General features: G+C 46.4%; 15 protein-coding genes. 11 read left to right on the top strand and 4 right to left on the bottom strand.

Annotated features, from left to right (window positions below):
• Positions 1-6: 6 nt before the first annotated feature.
• The 5 genes from FE296_RS09240 to FE296_RS09220 all read left to right on the top strand — a co-directional run bounded on the left by FE296_RS09240 (position 7) and on the right by FE296_RS09220 (position 5,960).
• Entirely contained in the window at positions 7-1,194 is a 1,188-nt protein-coding gene (locus FE296_RS09240) for a PLP-dependent transferase (protein ID WP_076252424.1), read from the top strand.
• Positions 1,191-2,363, top strand: coding sequence for a trans-sulfuration enzyme family protein (locus tag FE296_RS09235; RefSeq protein WP_036669808.1), 1,173 nt, complete (start codon positions 1,191-1,193; stop codon positions 2,361-2,363). The genes FE296_RS09240 and FE296_RS09235 overlap by 4 nt, the downstream gene beginning before the upstream one ends.
• Positions 2,364-2,604: 241 nt before the next feature.
• A complete protein-coding gene (gene mqnC / locus FE296_RS09230; RefSeq protein ID WP_124113707.1) occupies positions 2,605-3,741 on the top strand; it encodes a cyclic dehypoxanthinyl futalosine synthase in 1,137 nt (378 codons plus the stop codon).
• A gap of 231 nt (positions 3,742-3,972) precedes the next feature.
• The gene (locus tag FE296_RS09225; RefSeq protein ID WP_150364806.1) at positions 3,973-4,950 is read left to right on the top strand and encodes an aldo/keto reductase; all 978 of its coding nucleotides are present in this window, start codon (positions 3,973-3,975) and stop codon (positions 4,948-4,950) included.
• A complete protein-coding gene (locus FE296_RS09220; RefSeq protein WP_150364805.1) occupies positions 4,947-5,960 on the top strand; it encodes a zinc-binding alcohol dehydrogenase family protein in 1,014 nt (337 codons plus the stop codon). The genes FE296_RS09225 and FE296_RS09220 overlap by 4 nt, the downstream gene beginning before the upstream one ends.
• Positions 5,961-6,043: 83 nt before the next feature.
• Here FE296_RS09220 and FE296_RS09215 read toward each other — a convergent pair whose 3' ends face one another.
• The 4 genes from FE296_RS09215 to FE296_RS09200 all read right to left on the bottom strand — a co-directional run bounded on the left by FE296_RS09215 (position 6,044) and on the right by FE296_RS09200 (position 9,498).
• Positions 6,044-6,949 (bottom strand): YitT family protein, encoded by a 906-nt coding sequence (locus FE296_RS09215; protein WP_124113710.1) that lies wholly within the window; start codon positions 6,947-6,949, stop codon positions 6,044-6,046.
• Between the two features lie 113 nt (positions 6,950-7,062).
• Positions 7,063-8,301, bottom strand: a complete 1,239-nt coding sequence (locus FE296_RS09210; RefSeq protein ID WP_076289901.1) for a cation:proton antiporter — start codon at positions 8,299-8,301, stop codon at positions 7,063-7,065.
• Positions 8,302-8,305: 4 nt separating this feature from the next.
• Entirely contained in the window at positions 8,306-8,800 is a 495-nt protein-coding gene (locus FE296_RS09205; RefSeq protein WP_036610059.1) for a cation:proton antiporter regulatory subunit, read from the bottom strand.
• Positions 8,801-9,093: 293 nt separating this feature from the next.
• The gene (locus tag FE296_RS09200) at positions 9,094-9,498 is read right to left on the bottom strand and encodes a hypothetical protein (RefSeq protein WP_150364804.1); all 405 of its coding nucleotides are present in this window, start codon (positions 9,496-9,498) and stop codon (positions 9,094-9,096) included.
• Positions 9,499-9,678: 180 nt separating this feature from the next.
• Between FE296_RS09200 and FE296_RS09195 the strand changes: the two genes are divergently transcribed.
• The 6 genes from FE296_RS09195 to FE296_RS09170 all read left to right on the top strand — a co-directional run bounded on the left by FE296_RS09195 (position 9,679) and on the right by FE296_RS09170 (position 16,526).
• Positions 9,679-10,623: a putative sporulation protein YtxC gene (locus FE296_RS09195; RefSeq protein WP_124113713.1), complete on the top strand. Its 945-nt coding sequence runs from the start codon at positions 9,679-9,681 to the stop codon at positions 10,621-10,623.
• A gap of 414 nt (positions 10,624-11,037) precedes the next feature.
• A complete protein-coding gene (gene thrS, locus FE296_RS09190) occupies positions 11,038-12,975 on the top strand; it encodes a threonine--tRNA ligase (RefSeq protein ID WP_150364803.1) in 1,938 nt (645 codons plus the stop codon).
• A 428-nt stretch (positions 12,976-13,403) separates the two neighbouring features.
• Positions 13,404-13,943, top strand: a complete 540-nt coding sequence (locus tag FE296_RS09185) for a 3D domain-containing protein (protein ID WP_081595013.1) — start codon at positions 13,404-13,406, stop codon at positions 13,941-13,943.
• A gap of 111 nt (positions 13,944-14,054) precedes the next feature.
• The gene (locus FE296_RS09180; RefSeq protein ID WP_150364802.1) at positions 14,055-14,270 is read left to right on the top strand and encodes a hypothetical protein; all 216 of its coding nucleotides are present in this window, start codon (positions 14,055-14,057) and stop codon (positions 14,268-14,270) included.
• A 198-nt stretch (positions 14,271-14,468) separates the two neighbouring features.
• Positions 14,469-15,497 (top strand): cell wall-active antibiotics response protein LiaF, encoded by a 1,029-nt coding sequence (liaF, locus tag FE296_RS09175; protein ID WP_124113716.1) that lies wholly within the window; start codon positions 14,469-14,471, stop codon positions 15,495-15,497.
• A 3-nt stretch (positions 15,498-15,500) separates the two neighbouring features.
• The gene (locus FE296_RS09170; RefSeq protein WP_124113717.1) at positions 15,501-16,526 is read left to right on the top strand and encodes a HAMP domain-containing sensor histidine kinase; all 1,026 of its coding nucleotides are present in this window, start codon (positions 15,501-15,503) and stop codon (positions 16,524-16,526) included.
• Positions 16,527-16,540 lie beyond the last annotated feature (14 nt).

Here is a 16,540-nt window from a genome sequence, read left to right as displayed (position 1 = left end):
GCAGCAATGGAAGACAACAACAAGTTGAAAATCGAAAGCCGCTTAGCACAAATTGGGTCCATCAATGAACCGGTAACAGGCGCCATTAACTTTCCGATCTATCAATCCACTGCGTTTCGCCACCCGAAGCTTGGACAAAGCACGGGGTTTGATTATATCCGTACGACTAATCCAACCCGTAAAGTATTGGAAGAAGCCGCCGCAGCGTTGGAGTCCGGTGATGCAGGGTTTGCCTGTAGCTCGGGAATGGCCGCGCTGCAAACGATTTTTGCCATGTTTGGTCAAGGGGATCATCTGATTGTATCGCTGGATCTGTATGGTGGAACCTATCGTCTGCTGGAACGTATTCTGTCCCGTTTCGGCGTAACTGCAAGTTATGTGGACACGAATGACCTTGTAGCACTGGAGAAGGTTCGTCAGCCGAATACCAAAGCTGTATTTATTGAGACACCAACCAATCCACTGATGATGATCACAGATGTGGAAGCCGTTGCTTCCTGGGCGAAAAGTTACAACCTGTTGACCATTGTTGACAACACGTTGTTGACTCCATTTTTCCAACGTCCGATTGAACTGGGTGCCGATATCATCATTCATAGCGCTACCAAATATCTGGGTGGACACAATGATGTGCTCGCTGGACTAATTATTACCAAAGGTGAAGCGTTATCTGCAGAGATGGCGTTCTTGCATAATTCCATTGGAGCGGTATTGTCTCCAAGTGACTCCTACCAGTTGATGAAAGGCATGAAGACGCTGGCTCTTCGCATGGAGCGTCATGAGCACAATGCACTTACTATTGCCAAATACTTGCTTGAGCACCCAGCGGTGGTTGAAGTGTATCATCCAGGCCTATCCGATCATCCGGGGTATGAAATACAGAATAAACAATCCACCGGTAACACAGGTATCTTCTCTTTCAAAGTGAAGGATGCACGTTATGTTGAACCGTTGCTGCGTCATATCAAACTCATTGCTTTTGCCGAAAGTCTCGGCGGAGTCGAATCACTCATGACTTATCCGGCAGTACAGACTCATGCGGATATTCCGCTTGAAATTCGTGAAGCCGTAGGTGTGGATGACCGTTTGCTCCGGTTTTCTGTAGGCATTGAACATGCGGATGATCTGATTGCAGATCTCGGCAATGCTCTGACAGCTGCACAGCAGGAAGTGGAAGGAGGCGTGCACTCATGAGTGAGTCCAACAACAAGCCCAATTCCGAGTTGAAATTTGATACCAAATTGCTCCATTTTGGCGATGAGATTGACAAAACGACCGGAGCCTCCAGTGTACCAATCTACCAAGCATCAACATTCCATCATTTTGATATCTTCAATCCGCCTCAGCATGATTACAGTCGTTCGGGTAATCCGACGCGTCAGGCTTTGGAAGATTACATCACATTGCTGGAGGGCGGTGCACGAGGCTTCGCCTATTCTTCGGGGATGGCTGCGATATCAAGCGTGTTCATGATGTTCTCCGCAGGGGATCACATGATTGTAACAGAAGACGTATATGGAGGTACGTATCGTTTGCTTACTTCCATATTAAGCCGTATGCAGATCGAGACAACCTTTGTAGACATGACCAATATAGATGAAGTAAAAGCGGCACTCAAGCCAAACACCAAGGCAGTTTATATGGAGACACCGTCCAACCCTACACTGCGAATTACGGATATCGCTGCTGTAACTGACTGGTCGAAGGAACATGACCTGATCACGATTCTGGATAACACCTTTATGACACCTTACTATCAGCGTCCGATTGAGCTTGGTGTGGACATCGTCGTACATAGTGCTACGAAGTTTCTTGGAGGTCACAGTGATGTACTTGCAGGGTTAGCTGTTGCTCGCACGGAATCACTTGGCGTACAACTGAAACAGTTGCAAAATGGACTCGGAACTGTACTCGGGGCACAAGAATCCTGGCTTCTGATGCGCGGGATGAAAACCTTGGGGGCTCGCATGGCTCATAGTGAACGGAGCACAGCCAAACTGGCGGCATGGCTTAATGAGCGCAGTGATATTACTGCTGTCTTTTACCCTGGACTGGAGGATCATCCGGGCCGTGAGGCACATGAGCGCCAGTCCACAGGATATGGAGCTGTCGTTTCTTTTGACGTCGGTTCAGGTGATCGTGCAAAAGCAGTTCTTAACCGGGTGAAGCTCCCCATTGTTGCTGTAAGCCTGGGAGCTGTCGAGAGTATTCTGTCCTACCCAGCGATGATGTCTCATGCGGCAATGCCAGCTGAGGTCCGCCGTGACCGTGGCATTACAGATGGGCTGCTGCGTTTCTCCGTAGGTCTGGAAGATATCGAAGATCTCATTGTAGATTTGGAGCAAGCACTTCAGGAATCCTAGTAAAAGTGGATGACCGAATACCCCCATGCGTATCACTTAATCTCGAATAAATTCCATTCCATATGTAAAAATTTTTACTTATTTTTAAAGCACCTGTACATAAGGTGCTTTTTTTCACATGTAACCTGTGTTACGATATGTGGAGTACAGAAATACGATGTTGCCACCAGAACTTGCTTCTCTTGAACAAGTTGGGACGGATCGTTATATAATTTCTCTTCATGAGGGAGGCTTTTTTACGATGAGTACGGTAGACCGTATCTTAGATAAAGCCCTTCGGGGCGAACGTTTGGACTTGGAAGACACGATTCAGTTATTTGAATCCAATGAAGTGGACAAAATCGGGGCAGCTGCTAATGTCATTATGAAACGCATGCACCCTGAACCATACAGAACATTTGTAATTGGGCGTAACGTCAACTACACAAACGTGTGTGATGTGTACTGCCGTTTTTGTGCTTTCTACCGCAGACCTGGTTCGGATGAAGGTTATGTGCTTCCAGACGAAGTTATTTTCCAGAAGATTCAGGAAACGGAAGATGTGAATGGTACCGAGATTTTGATGCAAGGTGGAACGAATCCAAACTTGCCTTTCAGTTATTATACAGACCTGTTGAAAGCCATCAAAGAGCGTTTCCCAAACATCACGATGCACTCTTTCTCACCCGCTGAGATTATGAAAATGGTTGAAGTATCCGATGGCCTTACATTGGAAGAAGTTGTTCGTGCCATTCACGAAGCTGGACTGGATTCCTTGCCTGGCGGCGGCGCTGAAATTCTCGATGACCGCACACGTCGGAAGATCAGCCGTTTGAAAGGTTCATGGCGGGATTGGATGGACGTTATGCAAACTGCACACCGCATCGGTATGAACACTACGGCAACGATGGTTATCGGACTTGGTGAATCGATGGAAGAGCGTGCATTACACTTGCTCCGTGTACGTGAGGCTCAGGATGAATGTATTGCGAACAAGTATGACTCCGAAGGTTTCTTGGCATTCATTCCTTGGACTTTCCAGCCAGACAATACCAACCTTAAGCTGGAGCGTCAGACTCCGGAAGAGTACTTGAAGACTGTAGCTATTAGCCGACTGGTGCTGGATAATATCAAGAACATTCAATCCTCTTGGGTAACGATGGGTCCTGAGATCGGTAAGAAGTCGCTTGAATTTGGCTGTAATGACTTCGGTAGCACGATGATTGAAGAGAACGTTGTATCTGCTGCTGGTGCAACTTACAAAGTTAACATCGAATCGATTCTGCGTTTAATTCGGGAGTCCGGTTATATCCCGGCACAACGTAATACCCGATATGACATCGTGCGTATGTTCGACGAAGAGAATTCCGTGCATGAAGATTTCGTAATGCAGAACTAATCCTGATTATTTGAATACTACTCCCATAAATGCTGATCGTTAGATAGTATTTATGAAGCCAAGCCCGCTGACTACTCCGTTTGGAGAGACGGCGGGCTTTTTGATTTCTTTCTAGCGGTTCGAGGTCATCAAACAGTACATGTTACGCAATTGGCGATATTTTATATTGAAATTGAACTGTTACAATGAAAGGGAACTTGTGTAGTCAGACACGCTGGAAGGGGTAAACCGATGAAGAGAAGAATACTTGGCAAGACGGAACTGAACGTACCTGTATTGAGCTTTGGAGCATCCTCACTCGGTTCTGTATTTCGTGACATTGACCGGGACGAAGGGATTCGCACTGTACATGCGGCCGTAGATGCGGGGATGAATTACATAGACGTTTCGCCTTACTACGGGCTGACAAAGGCGGAGACAGTGTTGGGTGAGGCCATTCGCAGCTTGCCGCGCAGTTCATATATGTTATCAACCAAAGCCGGACGGTATGGGGAAAATGAGTTTGATTTTTCACGTCAGCGAATTCTGAATAGTGTGCAAGAGAGCCTGGATCGACTGCATACAGACTATATCGACATTCTGTTCCTGCATGATATTGAATTTGTGCCAGCAGAGATTATTATCGAAGAAGCTTTTCCAACGTTGCTGCGTCTGAAAGAGCAGGGAGTTATACGACATGCGGGCATTTGTGGCTTACCCTTGCCATTGTTCGAGAAGGTTCTGCCACAGATCAATGCGGATGCAATCATCTCGTATTGTCATTATTCATTGAATGATACCTCATTGTTATCTTTATTACCGCTGTTGGAAAAGAAAGAAATTGGCCTCGTCAATGCTTCGCCTCTTTCTATGGGTTTGTTGAGTACCCGAGGGGCTCCTGCCTGGCATCCAGCAGATGATCGGGTGAAAGAGCTCTGCCTGAAGGCTGCCCGCTTCTGTGCAGAACAAGGCAGTGACATTGCCAAGCTGGCTGTGCAATTCTCCACGTCGAATGAACGAATTCCGACAACACTGGTGAGCAGTGCCAGCCAGCGCAATATCCTAAATAATGCAGCCTGGATAGAGGAACCGATCGATCAGAGCCTGCTGGATAAAGTGCTGCGCATTCTGGCTCCATTGCATAACGAGACGTGGTCAAGCGGACGACCTGAATATAATACGAAGCCAAGCAACACGACAGCAGAAGCATCCAAGGGGGAACAACAATGAGAGCCATTGTATGTGAAGAAATAGATCAATTGAAGCTCCAGGACCTGCCTCAACCGGAACGAGCAGAAGGAGAGGCGTTGGTTGCCATTCGGCGGATTGGAATCTGTGGAACGGATCTGCATGCATACAAAGGCAACCAACCTTTCTTTACCTATCCTCGTGTTCTGGGTCATGAACTGGCAGCTGTTATTGAAGAAATCGGTCCGAACGAGGCTGGGTTACAGCCTGGGGATCAGGTAAGTATTATTCCGTATCTGCACTGTGGTCACTGTATTGCATGTCGCAGTGGAAAAACCAATTGTTGTGCGTCCATGCAAGTCATGGGTGTGCACGTAGACGGAGGCATGAGAGAAAAAATCAGCGTGCCTGTCTCACATTTGCTCTCAGCAGAAGGTTTGACGCTGGATGAGACGGCAATGTTAGAACCATTAAGCATTGGAGCCCATGCCGTCAGAAGAGCAGGAATTAAACCTGGTGAGCATGTGGTTGTGATTGGAGCTGGCCCTATTGGATTGGGTGTGATGGCATTTGCCAAACAGGCGGGGGCGCGTGTTATTGCCGTTGATCGTAATCTGGACAGGCTGGAGCTTAGCCGGACTTGGGCTGGAGCGGATGACTTGGTTCAGGCTAATGAACATACTGTACAACAAGTGGCTGAAATCACGGGAGGCGACTATGCTACGGCTGTCTTCGATGCAACAGGTAACGTGAATTCGATGAATGAGGCCATTCAATATGTTGCGCATAGTGGTCAACTCATTTTTGTTGGACTGGTGAAAGCGGATATTACCTTTCATGATCCTGAGTTTCACAAGCGGGAGATGAGCATCCTGGGCAGTCGAAACGCAACCCGTGAAGATTTTGAACAAGTCTTGTCGACCTTGCGTCAAAAGAAATTAAGCATGGATGGGTATATCACACATCGAGTGGAGTTTGATGAGTTACCTACTGCAATAGACCAATGGTTATTGCCAAATTCACATGTAGTCAAAGCCATCGTTGAACTATAATCACAAGTAAATCGGATAACAAAAAAACGCTCTCTGACCTTGGTGGACAATACCATCCATCCATAGGGGAAGAGAGCGTTTTTTTATTTTTCCGGATTTGTCACAATACCCGCATGTGGATCAATGTGACGCACAATGGACTTCAACCAGATCATCTCCAGCACATGTACCTCATAATAAAGTGCACCTGGGATCTGCCTGATCCATCCTTCAGCCATCACAAGTTGTGTTGAGTCAGAAGTGGCTTCCAGCGTTCCAGGTTCACGGCGCAGCCGTTTGCGTACAGCTTTTTCAACTTGAGAGCTTTGTGTGGTCAAAATGCATACTTTGCGTTTGGAAGAGAAGCCCCTGAACGCAATGTACACCATTTCATAAGCAATAAGATAGGCGATTACGGAATACATCGCTTGGTCCCAGCCAAAGACAACACCAGCGGCTGTCAGTATCAACAAGTTAAGCAGCATGATTATTTTTTCGATAAGCATCCGTTTTCCGCTAAATACACGTTCAGGTGGGCGGGAAGACGGATCACCGATTTCCAGCGTATCCAGTGTCCCACCATATCGCACAACGAGCCCAATTCCGAGTCCGAGGCATAGTCCCCCAAACATGGCGGCAGCCAGCGGATGCTCTACAAGTGGCGGCATGGGATGAAGCACAATGGCACCGATCGAAAAGACAACCAGACCCAGAACAGTAACCAGTACAAATTTCTTCTGCACAATCTTGTAAGACAGAAATATAAACGGAACATTGAATAAAAATAGGAACAATCCAATCCTCATTTCGGTCCAGTGGGCGAAGAGTGAGGAAATGCCTGTAATGCCTCCAATAATAATCTTATTGGGGTGTAAGAACAATTCAAGTCCCACGGAGGCCAGAATTCCGCCCGCAATAACGAGAAACAGGTTTAACCAGCGGCGGGTAGACGATATCCTGGTCTTGGCGGTGTTTGGCACCGGATTAGCCGATATCAGAGGTGCTTTCATAGGTCATCCTCCTTAGTGCGGCTTTCGAGCCATTCTCCCTGGGTTAGTCACAGAAAGATCGGCTTAACAGCCGCGAAGTACGTTAGTATGTCTGTTCTGTACAGACATAGGGATTATCCTTCTTTCTGCAGAACCTTTGGTTCTTCTTTCTTTTTCCGAGGATCTTTGAACTTGAATATTTTATCCAATAAACGGAATACATGTTTGGACTCTTTGGTTAATAAAGGACCCAGAATGGCCAGAATTAGGACATACAGCGCGGCAAACGGTTGAATCATTGGCAACAGTCCCCCGGCTTTACCCATGTTGGCCAAGATGATGGAAAATTCCCCCCGTGACACAATGGTTAATCCAATATTGGCCGATGCTTTGGGCGATAGTCCTGCACTGCGTCCGGCCATCATACCCGCCAGGAAGTTACCGAACAATGTAATAACAACTGCAATCAGAGCTAACCATACGGCTTCGCCACCCAAGGACAACGGATCAATGGACAATCCAAAGCTGAAGAAGAAGATTGCTCCGAAGAAGTCACGGAACGGTAGAATCAAGTGCTCAATCCGTTTCGCGTGTTCTGTTTCAGCAAGCACCAGACCAACCAGTAATGCACCAATTGCTTCGGCAACATGAATGGTTTCAGAGAAACCAGCTACCAGGAACAAGGCTCCGAATACAACGAGAGAGAATAGCTCATTCGATCGAATTTTAAGCAATTTGTTTAGTAGCGGTGTTGCTTTGCGTCCAAGGATAATCACGATAAGCATGAATCCGAGGGCAATAAGTGCGGACATGATGACGCCTCCGATGGAGGATGAATCACTAAGCACAAGTCCGGATAAGATCGATATATATACAGCGAGGAATACATCTTCGAACATAATAATACCCAATATCATCTCTGTTTCCGGGTTGGCCGTTCGTTTCAAATCAACGAGTACCTTGGCCACAATGGCACTGGAAGAGATGGTAGTTATACCTGCGATAATAAGTGCTTCTGCAACTGGGAAACCGGACATAAAACCAAATATTAATCCCAGCGTAAAGTTAATGCCGATGTAGATCGAGCCGCCAACTGCAATAGAGCGACCCGATTTAATTAAACGACCTACCGAGAATTCAAGTCCAAGGTAGAAAAGAAGGAACAGAATACCGATCCGACCCATAAATTCAATAAAAGGCTGACTCTCAATAAAACGGAAGTCCAGATGCCAGATTTTCATGGCATGTGGCCCAACGGCCATCCCGATCAGAATATAAAACGGAACGACCGAAAATCTTAGTTTTGCCGATAAAAGGCCGGCTGCCGCAATGAGCACAAGGGCCAGACCTACTTCGAATATCAAATGATCCATCTATTTACCCCCTTCCAGTCAGGAGGAGGGATTTAAACAGTTTCTGCTGATTGCGTTCGCCAACGGCTACCACCGTGGATTCTGCACTGATAACTACCTCCGGACCTGGGCTGATATGTTTTTTGTGATTTTTCTCTACAACGGCGATAACCGTTGCCCCAGAGTTTTGACGTACGTCCAATTCACCGATGGATTTGCCGATACTCCCAAAGGATGGTTCGATTTTGTACCACTCGATAATCAGGTCGTCAAACGTTACTTCAATATTTTCAAGCTGCTTTGGTTTGTAAGTTAATCCGCCAACAATAGCAGCAATCTGTCGTGCTTCGTAATCGTCAAGTGTGATCATCGAGATGCTTTGATCGGGATCATCATACTCGAAGTGGTACATTTCCCGGCGACCGTCATCGTGAATAATAATGACAATTTTATCACCGCTGCTTGTTTCAATCTGAAATTTTTTGCCGATTCCCGGCAAGTCTGTTTCGCGTACATCCATGGATTGTTGCCTCCTTATAATTAGGGGCTGGCCACAGAAGACAGGCTTATTTCCCGAAAATTATTAATCTGCTGCTCAAAGGAACATCAAAAGATGCGGGTAAACAGAGCCAGAAATTCCTGACACAGCCATATGATTTGAATTTGTCGGTGTGGGTATAACAAAAATAGGTACTTTCATAAACATGGGTTTATCTAACGTTTGCTAAAAGGGTTATAAGTTATGCACAAGCACACCGTCTTTAAATACAGAGGTGTCTCCATGCAAAGCAACCTGTAAATACGACGTAACGGCTAGTGAAGAGCGTTCACGTATTTTGGTGCTATAGGGGTGAGGGACACATACATGCTGGTAAACTTAATAGGTAGCAGAAATAATCTGCGTTTAAACAGACAATACCACGGTTTAAAGGACAGACCCGTTGTAGGGATTCGCAGCATCAATAACAATGCGAGGACAAGAAAGACAGGCTTATTATGCGTAACCGCAATCAGCTTGGACATGACTTGTGGGTATTTGCGAATGACAGGTTTCTGCTGGGATTCGGGTATTTGCAACAGCACTTCCTTGTTGGAAGTTGCTTCTACAGACACCCCAACGGCAGATTCGGTCTGCATCGGAATAGGGAAGCACAAGGCTTGGAAAACGCACAAAATGATAATGATAGTGTAGTGGAGTATTCTAGGTTGTTGTCTCATTTTGGCTTCCCTCCTTTTCCGTGAAACATACTGTTATTAAAATAATAACACATTTTTGTCTTAACTCCAAACCTCTTCATAATATACTGAGAAATCATGACACGCTTTCCATCAATCCGCTTCGTATATCCCCATCGGCCTTGCCATATACTTTGAACAGGAAGGAAAGGAGTGATTCTTGTGGAACTGTTTGCTGTATGGACTGATGTATCGGGGCAAGAGGAAGCGGATCAATTTTATCGTTGTGTCAAGGAAAAAACCAAAGGTTTACATATAAGTAAAAGAGGATTCCGGCTCACCTTCAAACATAATGATGGAAGAGCAACCTGGGTGTGCAGAGGGAATGAGAATCACGAAGACTTCCAGCAATGGCTTCCCCGGATTAGTGATCTGCTCTCCCTTGGACTCGCCGACTTCATTATGGAGACACAAGAACGGAGCATGGTGGAGGATATGATCGCCAAGGCGTGTTCTGTCATGGATGAGCATGAGGTGGAAAAGGTCAATCGAATCTGCATGCCACTTCTATTAAATGGTGATCTGGATCAGCCCGGACTTCGGGAGCGCCGCCGTACTACGTTAGCCAGTGGCCTACGGCAGGACCTGGAGGATGTTCACTTTTTTCACCTTGAAGGCATTATCAATTTCCGTATACGGCCATATAAGCAGGAACTTCAGGAATTAGTGGAGTATGCGTTGGATGAATTTTGGATGGATCGGCAGTATGAAGAGTTTATGGGGCTGTTAAAATATTTTGTGTTTTTTCAAGAAGCCAAAGTACCTCTGGTTCATCTTGTACACAAGGGAATGCATGAATTTCAGGTCCTGGATGCTGGACTTAATCTGTTACCCGTGCAAAAGGATGAACAGGTTGTTGTGGAAATGCCGGGTCTGGAACTGGAGATGGATATTGAAGATATGATTGTAAGTACACTCATCTCGATCTCTCCTGAGAAGGTCATGCTCCATACACGCACCCCGGATCTGCCAATCATCTCGACCATATGCCAGATCTTTGAAGACAAAGTGCAAATATGTCATCATTGCCCGGAATGCGAAGTGCTGCGCTCAGGATTGTTGACAGGTCTTGACGCAAGTGATCTCGGCAATTATAATAACTGTTGATCCATGAATTTTTCATGTGAACCATTGAAACAAAAGCGTTGACAAAGACAACAACCACACGAAAGATCGGTGCAGAGAGAGGAAACTAGGCTGAAATTTCCTCCGGATATCACGTATGGTTTACCCCTTTGTAGCTGCAATTTTGAAAGTGGAGTTAGAATATCGCCTTTATTGGGGATTATCCGCGAGTAAGGATCTGCCGGGTCATGCCCGTTATCGTCATGCCAATGAGGGCTGTATTTCCGAATATGGATGAATCAGCTGAATTAGGGTGGAACCACGAGTATATATCACTCGTCCCTTTGCCGGGACGGGTGTTTTTTGCGTTCCTTTGCAAAATGACTGGAATAGCAATAGATAATCAGTCCATAAATATCTGGACACGAGGTTACATTAACAGGAGGAATGAGACAAATGGCAGTGAACATTAAATTACCGGATGGTTCGGTACGTGAGTACGCGGAGGGCAGCAGCATTGAGGACGTAGCCGCTTCAATTAGCAGCGGATTACGCAAAAATGCCGTAGCCGGCAAGCTTGATGGTATCGTGGTGGACTTGTCCACAACACTTCATGAGGGAGCATTGGTGGAGATCGTAACTCTGGATTCACCAGAAGGACTTGAAGTGATGCGTCATAGTACAGCTCACTTGATGGCTCAAGCAGTGAAACGTTTATATGGTAATAAAGAGGTACGCCTCGGTATCGGCCCTGTCATCGAGGATGGTTTCTACTATGATATGGACCTCGAACATGCGCTCAATCCTGAAGATCTGCAAAAGATCGAGAAGGAAATGGAACGTATTGTGAACGAGAACTTGCCAATTGTACGTAAGGAAGTTAGCCGCGAGGACGCGATCAAAACGTTCGAAGAAGTGGGCGATCCTTACAAACTTGAGTTGATTCGTGATTTGCCAGCGGACAGCGTGATCACGATTTATGAGCAAGGTGAATTCTTCGACTTGTGTCGTGGTCCTCACGTACCATCAACTAGCAAAATCAAAGTGTTCAAACTGATGAATGTCGCGGGTGCTTACTGGCGTGGAGATAGCAAAAACAAAATGCTTCAACGCATCTATGGTACGGCTTTTGTGAAAAAAGCACAGCTGGACGAGCATCTGCACTTCCTCGAAGAAGCTCGCAAACGGGATCACCGTAAGCTGGGTAAAGAGTTGGAAATGTTCACATTCTCCCAACTGGTCGGCCAAGGCTTGCCAATCTGGTTGCCTAACGGTGCGAAGCTGCGCCGTACTCTGGAGCGTTATATTGTGGATCTGGAAGAAAGCCTTGGATACCAACATGTATACACACCGGTTCTGGGTAACGTGGAATTGTACAAAACATCTGGACACTGGGAGCACTACCAGGAAGATATGTTCCCGAAAATGGTTATGGATAATGAGGAACTCGTTCTCCGTCCAATGAACTGTCCTCACCATATGATGGTGTACAAGTCCAGCATGCACAGCTACCGTGATTTGCCAATCCGTATTGCAGAGCTTGGTATGATGCACCGTTATGAAATGTCGGGGGCATTAACAGGTCTGCACCGTGTACGTGCAATGACACTGAATGACTCACACATTTTTGCACGGCCGGATCAGATCAAAGAAGAGTTCGCTCGTGTTATCGAGTTGATTCAAACCGTGTACAAGGATTTCGGTATCAACGAATACCGTTTCCGTCTGTCCTATCGCGATCCGAAGGATACCGAGAAATACTTCCAGAACGACGAGATGTGGGAGATGTCCCAACGCATGCTGCGTGAAGTTGTGGAAGAGCTTGACCTTCCATTCTATGAAGCAGAAGGTGAAGCAGCGTTCTACGGTCCGAAACTGGATGTTCAGATCAAAACAGCTCTGGGCAAAGAAGAGACATTGTCTACGGTTCAACTGGACTTCCTGTTGCCTGAGCGCTTTGAACTTGAATATGTGGGAGATGACGGACAGAAACATCGTCCGGTCGTTATTCACCGCGGTGTAATTAGTACAATGGAACGTTTCACAGCATTCTTGCTGGAGAACTTTGCAGGAGCTTTCCCGCTGTGGTTGTCTCCAGTTCAGGCAAAAGTGATCCCGGTATCCGGAAACTTTGACGATTATGCGCGTGAAGTGGAAGCGAAACTGAAACGTGCGGGAATCTCTGCTGAAGCCGATCTGCGGAATGAGAAGCTTGGATATAAAATCCGTGAGGCGCAGCTTGAGAAAATGCCTTATATGTTTGTTGTCGGTGAGAATGAGCGTAATGCAGAAGCAGTATCTGTGCGTAAGCGTGGAGAAGGCGATCTGGGCATGAAACCGATCCATGAGATTATCGCTCAATTGAAAGAAGAAATTGCTACACGTTTGGTATAAATGAACATATCAACTATCAGATAACCAGTGTATAAGTTGCGCTGATCACTCTGCATAACGCCTGAATAACATGGGATTGACCTGTGTTATTCAGGCGTTTTTTCGTAGTGTTTGCAGTAAAAAGTATAGATTAATTGCTTTTTGGAAAACCTTTGCAGTGAGGGGGAGGTTATACAATGAAAAAGCAATTCTCAATTCAAAAGAAACATATACGGGGTTTATTGGTTGGCTGTGCGATGTTCGCCGGGATGATGATTAACCTGAATCAGGCGGACGCCTATACATTTGAAGAGGAAAGTACAGTATTGCATGTCGAGAATCAGAGCAGCAGCAGTGAAGGTCCGATTATTGAAACTTCGAGCATGTCTGATCAAGAATTTCCAGAACAGGTCAGCCATCAATACAGCGATGAAGCCCAGCTGACGACCATGGTGTATATGGCTTTATTGTGGTCACCACAACCAATGGTCATTCCAAGACCTGAACTTCCAGAAAAACAAGTGGCAGATCCGTCTATGCCGGTGCTTGCTCCGCGTTCAGAACAAATTCTGGGTACACAAAAGGTCACAGCAACGGGATATACGGCCGGTGTGGAGTCTACAGGAAAAGGACCCAAACATCCTCAATACGGAATTACCTATTCCGGTGTCAAAGTACGTCGTGATAAAGAAACAGTTTCCACGATTGCAGCTGATCCGAAGTTGTTCCCAATGGGTTCCATTCTGTATATTCCGGGCTATGGATACGGAATTGTTGCAGATACCGGTTCAGCGATCAAAGGTAATAAAATCGATCTGTATTTCCCGACAACCAAGCAAGTGTACAAAGAGTGGGGCAAAAAGGATGTGGAGGTACAGGTGATCAGGCAAGGCGCTGGAAAGTGTACAGAAAAGATGCTCAGCGAGTTGGCTGATGCGATCGATGTGTACAAATCTGTACCGGATTCTTGGCTGGACAAGGCCATTTAATTTCACATGGTCAAATGAATAACTGAAGTGCTCTCTCCACATAATACTGACTGGGGACGAACCCCGCGGTGCAGCAATGCATCGTAAATATGAAGAGAGAGGTGATTCGTTGTGGCTAAAAAATCACAAGGGTTCCAAACGCCAAACGAGAAGTACAATGCAGAGTTTGGAGAAGAGAATGCAGCAGCAAAAGTGAAGCAATCCGCTCAAAACAAAGTTCAAGATAATTTCCAAACACCTGATGAAAAATTCAATGCCGAGTTCGGTGTAGAAAACACAGGCCAAACTGGCCAAGCGCAAGGCAAAGCAGGAAAATTCAAAAAATAATTGAAGATTCATTAATCTAATGATGATTCAGCACCCTGGAGCAGCAGCTCCGGGGTGTTTTACATATGCGAAGTTTTTTACATTAATATCCTCCCATCTCAGTCTCGAGACCGAGATGAATTCCATCTGCCGCCGCTGTTCTCATTGTCTTGTCTGAGTTACACTGGATACATAATACAGACAAAGGAGACATGAGCGATGAAACGATCGACGCGTGACCGCTGGTGGGTTGGCATACCTCTTATTGCTATTGGTGCGATGATCTTGTTCAGACAATTGGGATATGACATTGATGTAGGATATATTTTCAGAACATATTGGCCGTTATTTCTAATCTGGTGGGGGGTCAAAGGAATCTCCGAGATTCGTCGCAACGGGGGTTACGCCTTTATTGGACCCGTAATTGTACTGGCGATCGGTGGTTACTTTCTTGCCCGTAACCTGGGATGGATTGATTACTCCATGGGGGAGTTCATTCGTTATCTGATCCCGGTTATGCTGATTGGCGGAGGATTGTTTGTACTGATTGGACCACGACGTCGTGATCGGAAACATCATGACAAGATGCAGCCACCTCCCGCACCTGAGCAACCTTACAAACCGTTAGCTCCGGAGGATCTGGAGATGCCGTCGTCGTTTGACGAACAGTTCGAGAAAACATTTGGCAAACCAAAACAGGAACAGAAGAACGATGCACATGGCCCTCATTTCACAGGGTCAACGGATTCATCATCACAAGGGCATCAATATAAGAAGAAACATCAATCGTTTAACTCTAACGATACCGGATATGGAGAACATTATGGTGATGGCTACGGAAATGGTTATGGGGATTATGGCAGTGGCAATACCATTAACAAATCGGCGTTCATCGGTGATCTGTACATGGGGCAGGAAGTGTTCTCGTTGAAACCAATGAACATCTCGGCTTTTATCGGAGATACCGTAATTGATTTGACCAAGGCACAGATTCCATATGGGGAGACGAAGATTGTCATTTCTTCATTTATTGGGGATGTGAAAGTATTTGTACCAGAAGATATGGATCTGGGTGTGACAGTGACGACAAATTCCTTCATTGGAGATATGTCACTGTTGAACCAGAAACGCGGCGGATTCCTGAGTAGTGCCCAGGCTGAAACTGCCCATTACCGTGAAGCAAGTAAAAAGGTACGGATCATTGTAAGTGTGTTTATCGGAGACGTCAAAGTGAATAAGGTGGGTTAATGCATGATTCGAACAATTCTCAAAGCAAATAAGTGGGAACTGATGATGTATTTTGCGCTAACTGGTCTGATTACGCTGGGCGGCTTCTATCTATTGTATGGAGAGGTATTGATGGGGGCTGGTCGTCAGCGGGCATGGACCTATGTTGCCGTTGTTGTGCTGGCCACCGTTATCACCGGATATATCGCTGCATTACGACTTCAGCGTAAGATCGACCTGCTAGATCTCAACATGTTGAAAGTATCCAAGGGTAATCTGGCGGTGCGCATGCCTGAAGCGGATGACGCTTCGTTTGGTCGTGTCTATCAGGAATTCAATGTCATGATGGATTCAATTGAGAAAAAGATGAGACTGCTTCAGCGCCTCGGTGAGCAGGAAGTCATTGAGAAGGAGCAAGCCTCGGAGCGAGCTGTTCTTGAAGAGCGCAAACGAATGGCAAGGGACCTCCATGACACGGTTAGCCAGCAGCTGTTTGCCATGCATATGTCGGCTTCGTCCTTACCGCGTCTGCTGGAGATGAATCCGGAACATGGCGGTAAAGTACTGGAACAGTTAATCCAGATGTCACATATTGCACAGCGTCAGATGCGAGGACTTATTGCCCAACTTCGACCGGTGGAGCTGGAAGGGCGTGACCTCACCGCAGCACTGGATAGTTGGTTTCCTGATTATTGCAGGCAGAATGGTCTTAAAGGTGTGAAAGAGCTGGAACTGGATGGCGGAATCTCGGATGCCATTGAGCACCAGCTGTTTCTTGTTATTCAGGAGGCGGTTGCCAATGTTGTGAAGCATGCAGAGGCGGGAGTGGTTAGTCTGTCCATACGGGAGAGTGAACATCAGATCAGCATGAGCATCAGCGATGATGGTCAGGGATTTTTGCAGCAAGCGGAACGTCCGGGTTCATACGGGTTATCTACTATGCGTGAACGGGCGGAGAAGCTTGGGGGGCAAGTTCAGATTATATCGAAGCCGGGAGCGGGAACGACGGTACGGGTATTGATCCCGAAATTTCCGAATGTATCTGAATGAACTAGAGGGGGAGA

The sequence above is a fragment of the Paenibacillus sp. UASWS1643 genome, assembly GCF_008693195.1.
In the GTDB taxonomy this organism is placed as follows: Bacteria; Bacillota; Bacilli; order Paenibacillales; family Paenibacillaceae; genus Paenibacillus; species Paenibacillus amylolyticus_B.
Note: the sequence above shows the minus strand (reverse complement) of the source record. Positions and strands in the feature narration are given on the sequence as shown.

Excerpts from the sequence above, each read along its gene's own strand:
- FE296_RS09185 (WP_081595013.1), top strand. The coding sequence starts at position 13,404 with ATGGTGTATATGGCTTTATTGTGGTCACCACAACCAATGGTCATTCCA.
- FE296_RS09215 (WP_124113710.1), bottom strand. The coding sequence starts at position 6,949 with ATGAAAGCACCTCTGATATCGGCTAATCCGGTGCCAAACACCGCCAAG.
- FE296_RS09220 (WP_150364805.1), top strand. The coding sequence starts at position 4,947 with ATGAGAGCCATTGTATGTGAAGAAATAGATCAATTGAAGCTCCAGGAC.
- FE296_RS09225 (WP_150364806.1), top strand. The coding sequence starts at position 3,973 with ATGAAGAGAAGAATACTTGGCAAGACGGAACTGAACGTACCTGTATTG.
- FE296_RS09205 (WP_036610059.1), bottom strand. The coding sequence starts at position 8,800 with ATGGATGTACGCGAAACAGACTTGCCGGGAATCGGCAAAAAATTTCAG.
- thrS (WP_150364803.1), top strand. The coding sequence starts at position 11,038 with ATGGCAGTGAACATTAAATTACCGGATGGTTCGGTACGTGAGTACGCG.
- FE296_RS09210 (WP_076289901.1), bottom strand. The coding sequence starts at position 8,301 with ATGGATCATTTGATATTCGAAGTAGGTCTGGCCCTTGTGCTCATTGCG.
- FE296_RS09200 (WP_150364804.1), bottom strand. The coding sequence starts at position 9,498 with ATGAGACAACAACCTAGAATACTCCACTACACTATCATTATCATTTTG.
- liaF (WP_124113716.1), top strand. The coding sequence starts at position 14,469 with ATGAAACGATCGACGCGTGACCGCTGGTGGGTTGGCATACCTCTTATT.
- FE296_RS09170 (WP_124113717.1), top strand. The coding sequence starts at position 15,501 with ATGATTCGAACAATTCTCAAAGCAAATAAGTGGGAACTGATGATGTAT.
- FE296_RS09235 (WP_036669808.1), top strand. The coding sequence starts at position 1,191 with ATGAGTGAGTCCAACAACAAGCCCAATTCCGAGTTGAAATTTGATACC.
- mqnC (WP_124113707.1), top strand. The coding sequence starts at position 2,605 with ATGAGTACGGTAGACCGTATCTTAGATAAAGCCCTTCGGGGCGAACGT.
- FE296_RS09240 (WP_076252424.1), top strand. The coding sequence starts at position 7 with ATGGAAGACAACAACAAGTTGAAAATCGAAAGCCGCTTAGCACAAATT.